Source organism: Chloroflexota bacterium, assembly GCA_034717495.1.
Lineage (GTDB): Bacteria > Chloroflexota > Anaerolineae > JAAEKA01 > JAAEKA01 > JAYELL01.
In genome coordinates, this window is the sequence record JAYELL010000031.1 from 19,339 (window position 1) to 35,441 (window position 16,103).

The window sequence follows — 16,103 nt, forward strand, 5'->3', positions numbered from 1 at the left end:
GGGGATATAAATCGCAGAATATGCTTACCAGATCAATCAAACAATCAGAGATTCCTGTCGTTGCCGATATCCAGGCCCGCGCCTTTCGGAGCGACGCGGCACGGTATCGGGAGGTCTACCGCAGCGGGGGACGGGTTGGCTGGAGAAATCTGCGGCTCTTGGAAAGTGATGCAGGCGAAGCGGTGGCGGTATCGAAAGTCTTTCACCGGAATATGAGCCTCAACGGCGGTGTGTTGCCTGCCGGCCTCATCGGAAGTGTTGCAGTAGCGCCAGAGCATCGGCGACGGGGTCATGCGGGGCGGATGATGGATTCGCTGCTGTCGGAGTTCTACGATCTGGGCACGCCGATCTCTCTGCTTTTCCCATTTTCGGCCACATGGTACCGAAACCGGGGCTACGGCATGGCAAACTTCAACCGCTACATCGAGATTCCACCCCGCCTGATTCCCGACTATCCGGAACGTTTGCTCGTGCGCCGCGCAAGGCCGGGAGACCGCTCCAATATGCGTATTCTCTATGAAAACTCCCTTGGCGATCCCCGCAACAACGGCTGGTTATCGCGGGGCGACTGGGAGTGGGAAAACCGGCTCTGGTCCAAAGAGGACTACGAGATAGTTGTGTATGAAGGCAACGCCGGGGTAGAGGGCTACCTGGTTTACTGGCTGGTCTGGAATGACGACATGAGCCAGGCCAAGGTGATCGAATGGGTATGGCAGAACGACGAGGCCTGGCGGGGGTTGGCAGGATTTCTCTCGGCACTGGGGGACCAGTTCCGGACTGTGGCAATGAACGCGGCTGCCCATGAACCCCTGCTGACGGCGCTTTCTCCCCCCTACGACCCGAGCACCGGTACAGTGGAGTTTGTCTTCTTTCCCAATTCCCGGGTGATCAGCGGCTTTATGCTCCGCGTTGTGCATATAAAAAACGCCCTGCGGCAACGATCCTTTCCCCCCGATGTGACTGCCCACTTCCACCTTTCGATCGAGGACGCTCAACTGCCGGGAAACACCCGGCCACTGTGTGTTCACATCGCCGACGGCAGTGCCGGCGTACAGGAACTGGACGGTTCCCCGCCCGCCGAAGAGAGGCAGTTAATGGTGGAAACCGACATTGCCACGTTCAGCGAACTCTACACCGGTCTGGTGAGCGCTGAGCAGGCAAGAACGGTGGGCCGACTCCTTGCGACCGACGATGTTTGCAATAAACTTACGTCGTCTTTCCGGACAGCCCCACTGAACATGTGGCCCACCGATTGGTTTTGAGCGGCGGTCGGTATTCGGTAAACGGTATTCGGTAATCCGATGGGATTCGACACGGTTCTGGATCGGGTTACCGATTACTGGTCACGGATGACCTGAAGCGGTGGCCGGTAAACGGTAAACGGTAATCGGTAATCGGTATTCGGTAATCCGATGGGATTCGACGCGGTTCCGGATCGGGTTACCGATTACTGGTCACGGATGACCTGAAGCGGTGGCCGGTAAACGGTAATCGGTAATCGGTATTCGGTAATCCGATGGGATTCGACGCGGTTCCGGATCGGGTTACCGATTACTGGTCACGGATGACCTGAAGCGGTAATCGGTATTCGGTAATCCGATGGGATTCGACACGGTTCTGGATCGGATTACGGATTACCGGTCACGGGTTACCCTTCCGGTGTTCGGTAAACGGTATTCGGTAATCCGATGGGATTCGACACGGTTCCGGATCGGATTACGGATTACCGGTCACGGGTTACCCTTCCGGTGTTCGGTAATCCGATGGGATTCGACACGGTTCTGGATCGGATTACGGATTACCGGTCACGGGTTACCCTTCCGGTGTTCGGTAATCCGATGGGATTCGACACGGTTCTGGATCGGATTACGGATTACCGGTCACGGGTTACCCTTCCGGTGTTCGGTAAACGGTGTTCGGTAATCCGATGGGATTCGACACGGTTCCGGATCGGATTACCGGTTACCGGTCACGGGTTACCCTTCCGGTAAACGGTATTCGGTAATCCGATGGGATTCGACGCGGTTCCGGATCGGGTTACCGGTTACCGGTCACGGATGACCCGAAGCGGCGGTCCTCGGTTGGCGGTCAACCTTATGGTGTCCAGTCGCTCGCCACGATTTGAATGTCGTTGACGTCCACGTCGCCATCGCAATCCACATCGTGGGCCATGGTGTAGGCCGGGTTGTTGAAGTCCCCGGCCACCAGCTGGATATCGACAATGTCGACGCTGCCTGATCCGTTGACATCGGTCATGCCGGCGATGCAGGCCACCTCGAAGGCTCCCATATCGTAATCGGAACCTGCCGGCCGGGCCACATTGTCCAGATCCGGGGAGTCTCCTCCAGGGCAGGCATCAATGGCCGGTGAGCCGACTCCCAGCCGGTAGTCGCCGCGCGGCGTGGCGGTAAACAGGGGGTCCTCGCTGATGTTGCCGGGACCGGTTAGCGCGCCACCTTGCGTGTCGTTGCAGGCTGCCGTAGCCAGGGGGGTGATGATGCCGAAAGAGCCGTTGTTCCAGACGATATTGTTGTCGAAGGTGCCGGAGGTGCCGGCCGCAAAGTATACGGCGTGACTTATGTTGTCGGCAAAGGTGTTGTGCAGGGCATGAAGTTCCGCCGACGGCCCTACCCCTCCGACATCGTAGAGGTGCACGGTGCTGTCATTGATGCCGCTGGCCACATTGTCCCTGATCAGGCTGTTTTCCAGTGCCAGTATGCTGTCATAGAGTTCAACGGCCGATGCCTGACTGGCCGTATTGCCCAGGAAGGCTGCATGGGATACCAGCCCCGTGCTTTCGCCTTCCATGTGAATGGCGCCCCCTTTGTCGCCGGCATCGTTGGTCCTGAACTCCGTGCAATAGTGGTCGGCGGGCAGTGCAGATGGATCACATATGACAGGAACCAGGACACGGTTGGTCGGGGAGGCGGGTGGGGCCTCCACGGGGGCTGGCATGGTCGATGATATCTGGATACCGCTCCCATTTTCGGCGGCGATGCCACCGCCGTTGTCTCCCGCCTGATTGTTGCGCACCAGGGTGTTTGCCATGAACAAGTCGCTGTCGTCCAGATAGATACCGCCACCGTCGCCGGCGGGCGCTTCATTGCCATTGACGGCACCGCCGATCTGGGCACCTTCCACCCGGACCGAAGCACTGTCCAGCGCATAGATGCCTCCGCCATTGCCTGTTAGCGCAGTGTTGGTCCATATCTCGGGGATGCGCGTGTTGTTTTCGTCGTCCAGCCAGAGGGTGGCGCCGCCATCGAGATAGATTCCGCCGCCGTGGTTGTCCGCCTGGTTGCTGCCCATCTGGAGCCAGCCCCAGGAGTCGACAAGGCCACCACCTGAGGCAAAGATCCCGCCGCCGTTCGCCTGGGCGGTGTTGCTGTTGATCTGAAGACGATAGTCGGAGAGGGCACGAAGCTCAAGGGTGTTCGAGTTGTCGTAGTAGATCCCACCACCGTTGCCTCCGGCTTGATTGACGCCGACGTAACCTGGCTGGTTGACTGCCTCCACGCGCAGGGTTCCATCCAGGTTGTAGATACCACCGCCATGGCTACCGGCCTCGTTCCAACGAATATCGGAATCCAGGATCACCAGCTCTCCGCCAGTCTGGGAAATGGCGCCACCCATGTGGGCCGCCTGGTTGTATTGCAGGACCGCGTTGTTCAGGTTCGCGCTTCCCTTGCCAATTCCCAGTCCGCCGCCGGAAACGCCATTGGCCCAGTTATAGCTTAGGCTGGCGCCGCTGTGGATAGTCAGGGTGCTTTGCCCCCAAAGCCGGATTGCACCGAAATAACCGCTGGCGACGTTGTTGTCTACGGAACTGTCGTCCACCGACACATCGGCGTTGTCGTCCAGAATGTAGATGCCGCCGCCCAGGTCGCCGGTCAGGTTGTTGTCGATGTGGCTGCCGTTCTGGATGGTCACTGTTGGTCCCGCAGCTGGGGCATTTCCGTCCCCCTCCACCGGGGGCGACTCTCCTTCGACAAAGATGCCGCCACCCCGGTCGGTGGCCTCGTTGTCCGCCACCAGGGAGCTGCTAATGGTAACGGAGGCACCTCCGGCCACATAGATTCCCCCGCCTCGATAGCTGGCGAAATTGTGCTGAACACCGCTGACGCCATACATCGCCAACGTGGTGCCAGGATCGGTCAGGAATATCCCGCCACCGTTGACGGCGTCATTGTTGGCAGTCTCAAATACGTATCCGATATCGGCGCTATCATAGAGTGACACATCGGCCCCGTCGAAAGCATATACCCCTCCACCGTCATTGGCCGCCACGTTGGATCGGATCCTGCTTGTGTCGTGCATTTGCAGTTCGCCCCCATCCATGTAGACTCCGCCGCCAAGGTCGGCCGATTCGTTGGGGTCCAGGTAATCGCCGACCCGGCTGTCGTTGCGCATGATCAATGTGGCGTCTTGCAGCGCAACGCCGCTACCGTCGCCGGAGCCGGTCGTAACATTCTGTTCGATCTTGCTGCCGTTGATCAGCTCCACAGTGCCAGTGGTGTAGACCCGGAGCCCACCGCCTTTATTGCTGGCGGACCCATAGGTCAGGTCTGTGTTGTCGAGGATCACCGTGCTGCCACTATCGACGTAGAGAATGCCGCCCAGGGGGTTTGTGCCGTCGGTCAACCGCAGATTGGCCAGCGTCACGTCGGTGTTAGGGGCCACGTAGGCGACGCGATCGACGTCGTTAGCATCTATTGTGACCCCCCCGGTGGAATCGCTCAGGCAGTCGCCGGTAGCCGCTGTCAGGGTCAGGTCTGTGTCGATCGTTCCCAGGACCTCAGGATAGGTGCCAGGGGCGATGTAGATCGTATCGCCTGGACTGGCGGCGGCGATAGCGCCGGTAATCGTGTTGTACTGGCAGAGGGCGCCGTTGAGGCCTACGAAGGCGTAGGCCTCGTCGGCACCTGCATCGTAGTCGCCGCTGATACGCTCTTCACAGTTGTAGCAGACCAGGCTGAAGTGCTGATCGGTGGGATCGCCGTTGAAGTAATAGGCGTCGCCATTGATGAATTCAGCCTCGACCCGTACCGTGTACACGCCGGTCAACGGCGCCTGGATCCAGACGTTCTCCACGTTGTTGAGATCATCGTCCACCGCACCGGTGGCGCTCCAGCCGTTGCTGCCGAAGCGGTTGCCATACCAGGTAGTGCCATTGGGGGCCACCACGCGCAGGTCCAGGTCGTTGACACGGGCCGGATTGGCGCCAGCAGCTCCAGGTGCATCGGACCAGACCAGGGTGATGCGCAGTGGCTGGCCGGTGTCGTTGACCTCGATCTCTCGGCTCCAGCTCTGGCCGCTGGCGGTCAACAGATCGGGATTCTGATAGTATTGCACAGCAACCTCAGGGTTGAGCATCCGGTCCAGGTTGGCGCGGCCCCAGCCCTGATGGTCATCAGGCCGGCTACCCATGACATTGCCCCAGCCGTCGTCGCCGCCGGCCAGGTCGTCGGTGGTGTTGACCAGCGCTGCCTTGACCATGGAAGGCATGGGATTGATGCTGGTGTCGTTGCGAAGCCGCCAGAACTCGGTGAAGAGCGCCGCCGCGCCAGCCATGGCCGGCGACGACATGCTGGTGCCCGAGCAGTAGGAATGTTGTGTGGAATTGCCCGGGGACGTAGCGCAGGTGATGTCGATCTGGCCGCCAGCCGTGACCACCCGGTTTTCCGTGCTGATGATGTAGGCGCCTGGTGCCATGATATTGGGCAGCAGGCGGCCATCGATGGCAGGTCCCCGGCTGCTGGAGGAACGCAGGGAGTCGATATCGCCGGTCAAACCCCCGGCCATATCGGACCGCCGGCTAAGACTGTTGCCGGTGACGATCAGGTTTTTGGCCTCCTTGGGTTCGGTGATCGAGCTCATGCAGGGACCGGGACAGTCGTCACCCGAGTTGCCGGCGGAGAAGACCGTCAAAAACAGGTCGCGCACGTTGCCGTTATCGTCGATAGCATCCAAAACGTAGTCGTCCAGGTTGGCAGCATTGAGGGTGTAGCCGGCACCGTAGTTCCCGATGGTCCAGGAGTTGTTGCTCAGGTCCGCGTTGTCGGCCGAGTCGTAGACCCGCTGATAGATGGAAACATCGGCGGGACGATCCTCGGCAATGGCATCCTGGGCGTGCAGGGTGGCGCCGGGCGCAATGCCCAGGCCATAAACGAAGCCATCGCCGTCGGCTGTAGCCGAGCCTCCGTCACCGGCCACAATACCGGCCACGTGGGTGCCATGCCCGGATCCCCTGCCATTATGGTTCAGATCTGGCGCGCCGTCCGATCCCGGCTCGCCTGGCTCGCTGTAGCCACCGTAGTCGGTGCCGGACACCACGTTGAGATCAGGATGATCCCAATCAACTCCGGTGTCTACCACTGCCACAGTTACCTCCCTGCCGCGATAACCGGTGGCGTCCAGCCAGTCGGCGTAACCTGTCTCAGGTTCGCCGCCTGGCGCGTTGTCAGCGATAATCTGGTTGGACCGTTCATCGTCGATCTCGGAGGGGAACTGCAGGTCAACGACGATGGTCTGGGCCAGCCGCGCCAGGTCGATAACCCGATCGGCCGCCAGGCTGAATTCAAGGACTGCCATCTGTCCCTGCTCGCCCATGACATGCCGGGGTGCCCTGGTGAAGATCTCTCCTCCCCAGGAAGCGATTGCCTGTTCCACCTCGGCCAGTCGACCGTCGTCGTAGAAAAGGGCCTGGAGAAAGGGCAGCGTTTCGTCGCCGGCCAGACTGCGCGCTTCGTTCAGCCTCCCGGTTATTCTATATGCCGTATGAAACTCGCCTGTCCAGCGCACGTTTGGCCATTCCAGCGCGCGATGGAGGTCCCGCGGACTGCTCCAGAGCAGAAACGCGTTGAAGGGGAAATATTGAAGGATCACCCCTGTCGCCTGCAGCCAGTCGATGTCTTGCTCAGTGGCCGGCGCCCGCAGTTGGACCAGGAAGAGTCCCTCGCCTTCTGGATTGCGGGCTGACCCATGCAGCAGATCGGTGGAACTGACAGGCTCTCCATCCCGTACCGGATCGAAGGAGAAGCGGTCGAAGCTGATGACTGCCATGTTTTCGACCTGGTCGAAGGCAACGTCTGATCCGGCAAGCCGGTCAAAGGCCGCCTGATCAAGATCGAGCCAAAGGTAGGCAGGGTAGACCACCGAGCGAAGCAGGCCGTCAGACAGGTCCACCTGGGCCAGCTTTGCCAGTTCCGAGCGGTCGATGCGTACGCTGTGGCTCAGCCTTGCAGTGAGTTCGTCCGGATCGAATTCCGCGCCGGTTGGCAGGACATTGGTGACGCCAGGGACATCATAGGGCCGGACCTCGTAATCGATATCCCGGGAGAAACCGCTGTCGCAGTGATCGACGGCGGGCGAGTCGCGTCGGATGTGGTAGTTGCCATTGGCGGGGTCGAGGAATTGGGGATCTTGCACTTCGTTCTTGTTGCCAGGGAAATCCACTTGCAGAATAGAGCAATCGATGGTGGTGTCGCCCGGGCCGGCCACCAGGGCACTACCGGTGTTGTCCCAGACAACCAGGGCATCCGCGTCGAGCCGGGCCGATGTGTTGATTCCGAAGGCTCCCTCCGAGTGTCCACTATTTCCCGCCACCGTGCTGCTGCGAACCCAGGCTGTGGGCGCGCCGCCTGCGAAGTTATGGAGCCTGAAGGCATAATCGCTGCCGGCGTGGCCACCGGTCAGCATGGCGCTGTCCACGAGTACTCTCGTGCCGTCGCCGCGGCCGTAGATGCCGCTGCCCAGGCTGCCTGCCTGATTGCCCTCCACATACACCGACTCCAGGTCCAACTTGGCGCCGGCGGCGACAAAGGCACCGCCGCCGTGGGCGCTGGTCGACGTGTTGTCATTCAACTGGGCACATCTGGCCTCGCCACAGAAATAGGCATCGCTGCTGTCCAGGTCGACGGTGGTGCCCGAGCCGGTGCCGTAGACACCGCCGCCACTGCTGCCGGAAGTGTTTTCGTTGATCGCTCCATTGTCTACCCATACATCGCTGCCGCTGGCAAGGTAGAGGCCGCCGCCGTACGTGGTCGCCCGATTTCCCGCCACGCGGGCTTTGCCACCTCTAAGATCGATTCGGCTGGCGTTGATCGCGTAGACGCCGCCGCCGTTGCTGGCGCTGTTGTCGATGACTCCCGCCATGGAGGCGCCCGAATTGCCATCCAGGAGGAGATCGCAGTTGTCCAGATAGAGACCGCCGCCGTTGCCGTCCGCGTCGTTGCCAAAGGACGCGAAGAGCCAGAATCCGATGAAGGAGTCGCCCCTCACTTCGATAGAGGAATCGCTGCAGTAGACCCCTCCCCCGTCCCCGGTAGAGGTGTTTTTCAGCAATCCCGATTGGTCGTCCAGGATCAATGTCGTATCGGGCTCCATGAAGACGCCGCCGCCCTGATCGGAGGTATTCTCGCTGACCGTTGTGCGCTGCAGTTCGACCTGATGGCCATCGCTCAGTTCGATTCCACCCCCGTGGTTGGAGTCGGTCTCGCCGCCGGTGATCTGGAACAGATCGATGATCACGCTCACCGATCCAGGGGTGCCGCCATAGATCTCAAAGATACTATCGCCCTGACCAGTGCCATCCAGCACGGTGGCACTCGTTCCCTGGGTCGTGCAGGTGCTGTCATATCCACCTTTGATGGTCAACGATTTACTGTTGATATTGACGGTGGCGGCGCTTCCGGTATAGGTGCGGCCCTCTACCCGGATGATGTCACCGGAGTTGGCGGCATCGACCGCAGACTGGAGCGTCGAATAGGTGCAACTGTCGCCCACCGTGCGAACTGCCTGGGGACCCCGGTAATCCGGATCGCCGGCAGGGGTATTCGACTCCTCGACCGCCGGTTGGGAGACCAGGGCCAGGAGTCGACTGGCAGCTTCCTGTTGTATCAGATCTGAACGCCTGGCCTCATCCTCGATGGCCTGTTGCAGTTCGAGTTCAGCGGAAACTGGACCCTGGGAAACTATCTGCGATCGTTCAGGCGGGGGAAGCGTGGCGCGGGCAAACCGGGCCACCTGGAACAACCTGATCAGGGGAATCTCCTCAACGATATCCGCAAATGCCTGCCAGTCGCGGGCGCTGTGGGCCGCTTCGATTCGATCCCAGAGTGGATCCTGCTGGCTGTGCGCCGGGACTGCCCTTTCATCGGGGGTTCGCTGGGTTTCGGGGTTGTCGGTCTCGCCTGATTCGGGCGGTCTGGCAAATGTGCGACGCTGGTTCTTGGCGGCCAGTGCCTCCAGGTGAGCCGGCCATTCGTCGGCCAGTTGCCGATCGATATCCTCTGCCGGTACCCCAGCGTCGAGCATTTCCTGGACCAATTGGGGATCAAGGTCTCCTGGGGCCGGCAAATTCGTGACGGCTGAATCGGGCCCCTGTTGCGGGGCCTGCGCAGGTGTTGAGGCTGCGCCAGCGCCCAGCGGGGCGACCAGGGATGCAAGCAACGAAAACAGGACGAGCCAGACGAGCAACTGAGAACTTCTGTGTTTGCGCGTGCGCGTCGACATGATGTTTTGGTCCTCCTTGATGCGGATACACCGGCGATTTGATCGAGCCGGAAGACGCTTGGCGGTGCGGATACGGCGAAAGATATTTTGTTTTGGTAAAGGTTACTACTCAGTCTCGGCAGGAAAATGACTTGTTTGCGCTCAGATCAACCACAGATTGCACAGATGTTTTTGTTTGAATCTGTGTCAATCAGCGAAATCTGTGGAAAAACTGAGACTGTCTGAGCAGTTACTGGTAAAGATCGATTTCAATTGATGAAAATGTAATTGCGGGCCGAGACCACTACCAGGTTAAACGAAAAACTTCACAGGATTCCTCCGTTTTGTGATCGCCGCGAGGTGTACAGTGCCAAAAAACCAGAACCACCGGTCACCCTGAGCCGGCGGTCCCAAAAAAAGGCGGACTACACCACTATCGAACTTTGTAGACATTTTGTGGACCCCTATCTGCTATCATAGTGGAAACTGGCTTGTCGGGAAGTTGGTTTGGCGTACCCCTTGAACGTAGATTTAGCAAACCATTGAGGAGGTAAGTGAAATGGCTTTGAGTATTCTATCCTGGGATTTGCCTCCAGCGGAGCAAATCGAGGCTTACAATGAACAAGCCCGCACAGTATGGATTCCAACCGTACTGAAGCAGCCGGGCATCAGGGAATTCCGCGCTTATCGGAATCCTTACGATACGACGCCTCAGGTTGTGGTTCACACTGAGTTTGACAGCCTGGCGTCGTGGCTGAAGTTTATCGAATCGGAGGACTATGCGGCCATCACGGCCGGCATTCGCGCTGTGGGTTGTACAAACCTGTCAGCGGAGATCTGGGGCGCTTCGCCGGTAGTCCCGAAACCTTTGAGGCCGCCCGGCGGTTGATCGTGTCCAAGCAAGGGGTACGCCACCTTCAGCATGACATCGATAAGGCCCAAGTCTTGTTGTAGTACCAAGGAGGGTGCAACGAATCACAGGAGGTTGTCAGCGCAGGTTCAGGCCTGCCTGTTGCCATCGGAGAGCTGTTTTTTTTCAATCGTGCATGTCCGTGATAAAATGGCGGTAGTTGTTGATACCAGGCAACCTGCCTTGTGTACGCCTGAAGTTTCTGTCGAAAAAGAGAGATTGATGAACTCGATTGAGAATAGCAGTTTCGGTATGGGGGCTGAGGAATCCGCAGCCGATACCCCAATTACAGCGCAGGAGGACTTCGTCAACGGCGTGTATTCCCTGGTGGATGAAGCGACGGCATTCGAAATGGATCGGCTGCGAAGCGAAGATGGCATTATTCCAAGCTGTGGATTGGGCTGTTCTCACTGCTGCCGGTTTCATATCCTTACGAACATTGCAGAGGCCCACGCCCTGGCGCAATACATCAAGCGGGAATTTTCAGGTGACCAGATTGACGACCTTCGGATGCGAACGCAACAATGGCATGCCTGGGACAATTCCAGGCCGGGAAGATATCCGCCGGTCAACATCGACGAGCAGATCGATCTTTCCGACTATGACCATTGCTGCCCTCTGCTGGTAAATGGCGCATGCAGCGCCTATCCTGTGAGGCCGGTCGCCTGTCGAACGCATTTTGTCTCTTCGCACCCCCTATCCTGCGCCGCAGCAAACGATCCGGAATCTACAGAAGACCCTCCGGTGGTACTCATGTCTTTTGTGACGGCGACAGGTCCGTTGTCAAGGACAATAGGGGATTATATCGAAAACGAAGGCCTGGATTTCTCCCGATCAACAATGCTTCTTCCGCATTGGTTGGCGATTGCAATGGGTTGGGAGTTCGCCATATCGCCGTGATTTCTCGTAGAAGATTGGGGGATATTGTCGGCCACAAAATCAGCTGCCAGCTTTCAGGCCTGGTCGATCTGTCTGGGCCGGCTGCTACTCCTGGAGTTTCATTCGTCGCAGCCGCAGCGAGTTGCCTACCACAAACACGGAGCTGAAGGCCATGGCCGCCGCGGCGATCATCGGATTTAGCCGGTATTGCGGGCCGAGAATGGGTACCAGAACACCGGCAGCGATCGGAATGGCCAGTATGTTGTAGAAAAAGGCCCAGAACAGGTTTTGTTTGATTCCCCTCATAGTGCGCTGGCTCAACCGGATCGCCTGGGGAACGCTGCGAAGATCACCCCGCATGAGCACGATGTCGGCGGTCTCGATGGCAACGTCGGTGCCGGTGCCAATGGCCATCCCTATATCGGCCTGGGCCAGTGCAGGCGCGTCGTTGATCCCATCCCCCACCATGGCGATCAGAGGAAAATGATCTGTTTCCGAACTTGCGACCTGCGACTCGCGATCTGCGACTTGTAAACGCTTCACCTCTGCCGCTTTGTCCGCGGGCAGTACTTCGGCCACGACGCGGTCGACGCCCACCTGCCGGGCAATGGCGTCGGCAGTTCGCTGGTTATCTCCGGTTAGCATGACGACTTCGATACCCATTTCGTGCAGTTGGTGGATGGCTTCCGTGGAGGTGTCTTTGACCGTGTCTGCAACGGCGATGATACCCTGCGCCTTGCCGTCCACGGCCACCACCATGGCTGTCTTGGCTTGCGCTTGAAGTTGCAATACCTGCTCACCCAATCCATTGAGCTCAACCTGGTGATCGATCATCAATCGCGGGCTGCCCACAAAGACCTGATGGCCATCGACGGAAGCTCGAATACCGCCTCCGACAATCGCCTGAAACTCTTCCGGAACCGATAGGCTGACCTGCTTCTGTTGAGCCAACGCGACAATGGCCTGTCCCAGGGGATGCTCGGACACGCTTTCGGCCGAGGCAGCCAGTTGCAGCAGTTCATCTTCCGACAGGGTGCTTTGAACCACATCGGTGACCTGTGGTTCACCCGCTGTAATGGTGCCCGTCTTGTCCAGGGCCACGGTCTTCACTTTGGCGGCCGTCTCCAATACTTCGGCGTTTTTGATGAGGATACCGTTTTCGGCACCAACCCCTGTGCCTGCCATGACAGCCGTCGGCGTTGCCAGTCCCAACGCACAGGGGCAGGAAATCAACAACACCGATACGGAGAACAGCAGGGCGGTCGTGAAACCGACACCGCCAATGAAGTACCAGGCCAGGAAAACCAGCAAGGAGAGGATAATGACGGCGGGCACAAAGATGGCGGCCACCTGATCTGCCAGTCGCTGGATGGGCGCCTTGGAGCCCTGGGCTTCCTGAACCATGCGCACGATCTGGGCCAACGCGGTATCCCGGCCAACCCGGGTTGCCTCGAAGCGAAAGCTGCCGCTCTTGTTGATTGTGGAGCCGATGACTTCATCGCCAGGACCTTTTTCACTTGGCAGGCTTTCACCGGTTACCATGCTCTCGTCCACAGCGGACTGACCGCTGAGGATGATGCCATCCACCGGGATCTTTTCGCCAGGTCGGACAATGACCGTGTCGCCGACTACGACCTCGTCTACAGGTACCTCTCTCTCTTCGCTGTCGCGTACAACGCGCGCCGATCGGGCCTGCAAGCTGAGTAGCTTTCGGATCGAGTTGCCTGCCTGGGTTTTGGCTCGGGATTCAAGATACTTGCCTACCGAGATCAAGGTAATGATCATGGCGGACGACTCGAAATAGAGGTGGCTATCCAGGCCGAGTACCAACACGGCCAAACTGTAGAAAAACGCAGCCAGCGACCCCATGGTCACCAGGGTATCCATGTTGGCCGTTCGGTTTTTGGCCGCCTTCCAGGCACTGCGCAGGAATGGCTCACCCACCCAGAACTGCACGGGAATGGTCAATGCCAAAAGCAACCAACCCCGACCCGGGAAATCGGGGATGAAGCCCAGATCAACGCCCATGCTCAGGATCATGATGATCGACGTGAGCACGATGCCTATGGTCAGTCGCCTTTTTCGATCCTGCAGCTCGGCCTGGCGGGCCCGCAGTTCGGCGTCCATGGCGGTCTCACCCAAACCAGCTTCCGGCTCAATGACCTTGTAGCCGATCTCGCCAATCAACAGTTTCATGTCGCCCACACTGACCTGACTGGGCAGATAGCTCACATGGGCCGTTTCATTGGCAAAGTTGACGTTGGCCTCCAGGACCCCATCCATGCGCCTGAGATTGCGCTCCACGGTTGCAGAGCAATTGGTACAGGTCATGCCCGCGATGGGCAGGTCCACTGTGGCCTCGGCAATGCCGTAGCCGATCTCTTCGATGGTTTCCATCATCGCCGGCGGAGCGATGACCGAAGGATCGTAGATGATTTCTGCCCGCTCGTTGGCAAAGTTAACGTTTGCTTCCAGAATGCCGTCCATGCGCTTCAGATTGCGCGCCACGGTATTGGAACAATTGGTACACGTCATTCCGGTTACCGGAATGCTGAGGCGTTTGGTGTCTGGTGTAGTCATGCAGGAAGGCTAAATCAGTCAATGGGCGACACTGGTCTGTGGCGTTATGGTGCGTAGCTGGAGAAGATATCGGTATGGCCCGAGGAATCGAAGGTGAGCACGTCATAGGGCTGATCCTCGTATCCTTCAACTTCCATGCCGGGTGACCCGATGGGCATAGCGGGCACGGTCAGTCCAGCGACATCCGGCCGTTCGGCCAAAAGGCGTTCGATGTCTTCGACCGGCACGTGGCCCTCGATGACGTAGCCATCGACGATGGCTGTATGGCAAGACTGGAGGTTTTTCGGTACCTGATAGCGCTCTTTGATGCCCGTCATATCAGAGACATCTTCGATCTGAACGGCATACTCATTGTTCTCCAGGTACTCGATCCAGTCGCCGCAGCAACCTCAGGTGGGTGCCCTGAACACCGTGACGACAGGGGCTTCTTTCTGGGGGGCTTCCTGCACCGGTGCCGGTGCGGCGCAGCCCACGATCAGTAAGGAGACGACAACGCCCAAAAGAATGACTGGTCTCATGGTATTATACTCCTGTGGTGTTCGTCAGTTCGACGGTGGATAACCAATCTCGACCAGCATGGCCTGAACCGCGGGCAGCGTTTCCTCGCTGTCAGCTTCAACCAGGACAGTCTTGGTGGCCTCGCTGGCCTTGACGGATTGAACGCCATCCACGAATTTCAGCTCGCGCTCGATGGTTTTGACGCAATGGCCACAGCTGATAGCCGGCACTGTGTAAGTCTTGGTAGTCATTTCTGTTTCTCCTGCAGTTCTTTTGATAGAGGGAAAGTCACATTTTCCCGGTTTCATGGAAAACGCCAACGATTTCGTCGATCATCCGCTCGCGTTCGTCTGCGTCGTCGCCGCGGATGGCGGTGGTGACGCAAGTGTTCAGATGATTCTCAAGGACCATGGCGCTGACGCCTTCCAGCGCTTTTTGCACTGCATGGATCTGTCGCATGACATCGATGCAATATTTGTCCTCCTCGACCATGCGTTGAATGCCGCGGACATGCCCTTCAATGCTCTTGAGCCGATTGATAACCACACGCTCTTGATCGGAATCCATCATGGCAGATCCATCCTCTTCTTTGATCTCGGACCCCGCCCCCCGGGGGGGAGGGGTGGTCCACACTATACCACGCATCCGGAAAGGTTGTCAAGAAGCTGCTCTTGCCGAAGGCAAAAGCGGGAATCCACGCGGTGCCACAACTGGCGATTGCTCCCTGCCACACCTGCACCTGGGTTCGGGCGCAGGTGTTAACAATTGATCATTGACCACTGACAAGTGACCATAAACTGCCAGCTTTCTCACGCTGGCAGACGCGCCAGCGCAACCCGGCCGGTGAAACACGGGTTGCGCTGCGAAAATGTCTACGACGCCGGGCGTTATTGCGCCGAGATGATGGGCAGGTAGAGGGGTTGGGGGATGGCTGCGAAATCCTCTACCAGTTGGAGTTCGCCGTCGGCCTGGTTCCAGGTGGCATTGCCGGCCCAGATCATGTGAAGATCGTAGTAGCCACCCGTGTCGTCGTCGTGCAAACCCAAGCTAAAGGCCATGGTTTTTCCTGCCACCAATGGCGCATTGACACCATAGAGATCCTCGGCCGCAATTCGCACCTCGACATCCCAACCGTCAGGAACCACTGACGTTCCCACTTCGATGGGCACCGGCGTAGCTGGGATACCGAAATCGGACTTTCGCCCGTCGGCATTGACGGTGTACTGGTGGTCGTCGCCCCCGCCCGGTATCCCGTCGAAGGCGCCGATGAACGCCAGCTCGATCTCGTCATCCCACCATACCAGTTCGCTGTCGTTGACGATGACATCGTCATCGATATGGAGGCCAAAGAACAGGTCGGTGCCGGACCACATGGCCCACTGATAGACACTGGCATCGGCCGGTTCCGGCGGCGGATCGCTGTCAGGTTCTACCCGTACGAAGTCGGCGGTGTCCTTGTCCATGTACAGATGGGGAAAGAGTCCCCAGTCGCTCAGATCCCCGTCGATTACCGGGGTCTCAACCGCCTGGAAGGCCTGGGCCGGGGGTTGCGCAGATAGAACCGGCGCGCGATCTCCCGGTATGTCGACTCCGGGCTGGGCACCCATGGAGATGGTGGCAGTCAGGGTCAAGAGAATTGTGATCAACAGAAATGCAATAGCCAAGGGTTTCATGTTCTACTCCTATTTCTTCGATATCCTGCCATGCAGACGCCGGGTAAGGAAGATGACAGGTACTGATCAAA

General features: G+C 58.8%; 10 protein-coding genes. 3 read left to right on the forward strand and 7 right to left on the reverse strand.

All coding sequences use genetic code 11. The features are described 5' to 3' along the window. Positions 1–20: 20 nt before the first annotated feature. Positions 21–1,262 carry a GNAT family N-acetyltransferase gene (locus U9R25_05930; GenBank protein MEA3335430.1) on the forward strand — a complete coding sequence of 414 codons (1,242 nt, stop codon included), beginning with the start codon at positions 21–23 and terminating at the stop codon, positions 1,260–1,262. A gap of 832 nt (positions 1,263–2,094) precedes the next feature. Here the strand turns inward: U9R25_05930 and U9R25_05935 are convergent. Beyond that, on the reverse strand, positions 2,095–9,513 hold the full coding sequence (locus tag U9R25_05935; protein MEA3335431.1) for a S8 family serine peptidase: 7,419 nt from the start codon (positions 9,511–9,513) through the stop codon (positions 2,095–2,097). A 538-nt stretch (positions 9,514–10,051) separates the two neighbouring features. Here U9R25_05935 and U9R25_05940 point away from each other — a divergent pair. Together U9R25_05940 and U9R25_05945 are read left to right on the forward strand one after the other, a co-directional pair. Beyond that, positions 10,052–10,381: an antibiotic biosynthesis monooxygenase gene (locus tag U9R25_05940; protein ID MEA3335432.1), complete on the forward strand. Its 330-nt coding sequence runs from the start codon at positions 10,052–10,054 to the stop codon at positions 10,379–10,381. 243 nt (positions 10,382–10,624) lie between these two features. Further along, positions 10,625–11,302: a hypothetical protein gene (locus tag U9R25_05945; GenBank protein MEA3335433.1), complete on the forward strand. Its 678-nt coding sequence runs from the start codon at positions 10,625–10,627 to the stop codon at positions 11,300–11,302. 84 nt (positions 11,303–11,386) lie between these two features. Here the strand turns inward: U9R25_05945 and U9R25_05950 are convergent, their stop codons facing one another. The 6 genes from U9R25_05950 to U9R25_05975 all read right to left on the reverse strand — a co-directional run bounded on the left by U9R25_05950 (position 11,387) and on the right by U9R25_05975 (position 16,032). Further along, on the reverse strand, positions 11,387–13,816 hold the full coding sequence (locus U9R25_05950) for a heavy metal translocating P-type ATPase (GenBank protein MEA3335434.1): 2,430 nt from the start codon (positions 13,814–13,816) through the stop codon (positions 11,387–11,389). Positions 13,817–13,905: 89 nt separating this feature from the next. Beyond that, a complete protein-coding gene (locus tag U9R25_05955) occupies positions 13,906–14,232 on the reverse strand; it encodes a DUF411 domain-containing protein (protein MEA3335435.1) in 327 nt (108 codons plus the stop codon). Positions 14,233–14,250: 18 nt separating this feature from the next. Continuing rightward, the gene (locus U9R25_05960) at positions 14,251–14,379 is read right to left on the reverse strand and encodes a hypothetical protein (GenBank protein MEA3335436.1); all 129 of its coding nucleotides are present in this window, start codon (positions 14,377–14,379) and stop codon (positions 14,251–14,253) included. A gap of 24 nt (positions 14,380–14,403) precedes the next feature. Next, positions 14,404–14,610, reverse strand: coding sequence for a heavy-metal-associated domain-containing protein (locus U9R25_05965; GenBank protein ID MEA3335437.1), 207 nt, complete (start codon positions 14,608–14,610; stop codon positions 14,404–14,406). Between the two features lie 37 nt (positions 14,611–14,647). Further along, positions 14,648–14,929 carry a metal-sensitive transcriptional regulator gene (locus U9R25_05970; protein ID MEA3335438.1) on the reverse strand — a complete coding sequence of 94 codons (282 nt, stop codon included), beginning with the start codon at positions 14,927–14,929 and terminating at the stop codon, positions 14,648–14,650. 317 nt (positions 14,930–15,246) lie between these two features. Then, a complete protein-coding gene (locus U9R25_05975) occupies positions 15,247–16,032 on the reverse strand; it encodes a sugar-binding protein (GenBank protein MEA3335439.1) in 786 nt (261 codons plus the stop codon). Positions 16,033–16,103 lie beyond the last annotated feature (71 nt).

Coding starts and splice junctions, on each gene's coding strand:
- U9R25_05940 (MEA3335432.1), top strand. CDS start 10,052: ATGGCTTTGAGTATTCTATCCTGGGATTTGCCTCCAGCGGAGCAAATC.
- U9R25_05975 (MEA3335439.1), bottom strand. CDS start 16,032: ATGAAACCCTTGGCTATTGCATTTCTGTTGATCACAATTCTCTTGACC.
- U9R25_05960 (MEA3335436.1), bottom strand. CDS start 14,379: ATGAGACCAGTCATTCTTTTGGGCGTTGTCGTCTCCTTACTGATCGTG.
- U9R25_05950 (MEA3335434.1), bottom strand. CDS start 13,816: ATGACGTGTACCAATTGTTCCAATACCGTGGCGCGCAATCTGAAGCGC.
- U9R25_05965 (MEA3335437.1), bottom strand. CDS start 14,610: ATGACTACCAAGACTTACACAGTGCCGGCTATCAGCTGTGGCCATTGC.
- U9R25_05935 (MEA3335431.1), bottom strand. CDS start 9,513: ATGTCGACGCGCACGCGCAAACACAGAAGTTCTCAGTTGCTCGTCTGG.
- U9R25_05930 (MEA3335430.1), top strand. CDS start 21: ATGCTTACCAGATCAATCAAACAATCAGAGATTCCTGTCGTTGCCGAT.
- U9R25_05970 (MEA3335438.1), bottom strand. CDS start 14,929: ATGATGGATTCCGATCAAGAGCGTGTGGTTATCAATCGGCTCAAGAGC.
- U9R25_05945 (MEA3335433.1), top strand. CDS start 10,625: ATGAACTCGATTGAGAATAGCAGTTTCGGTATGGGGGCTGAGGAATCC.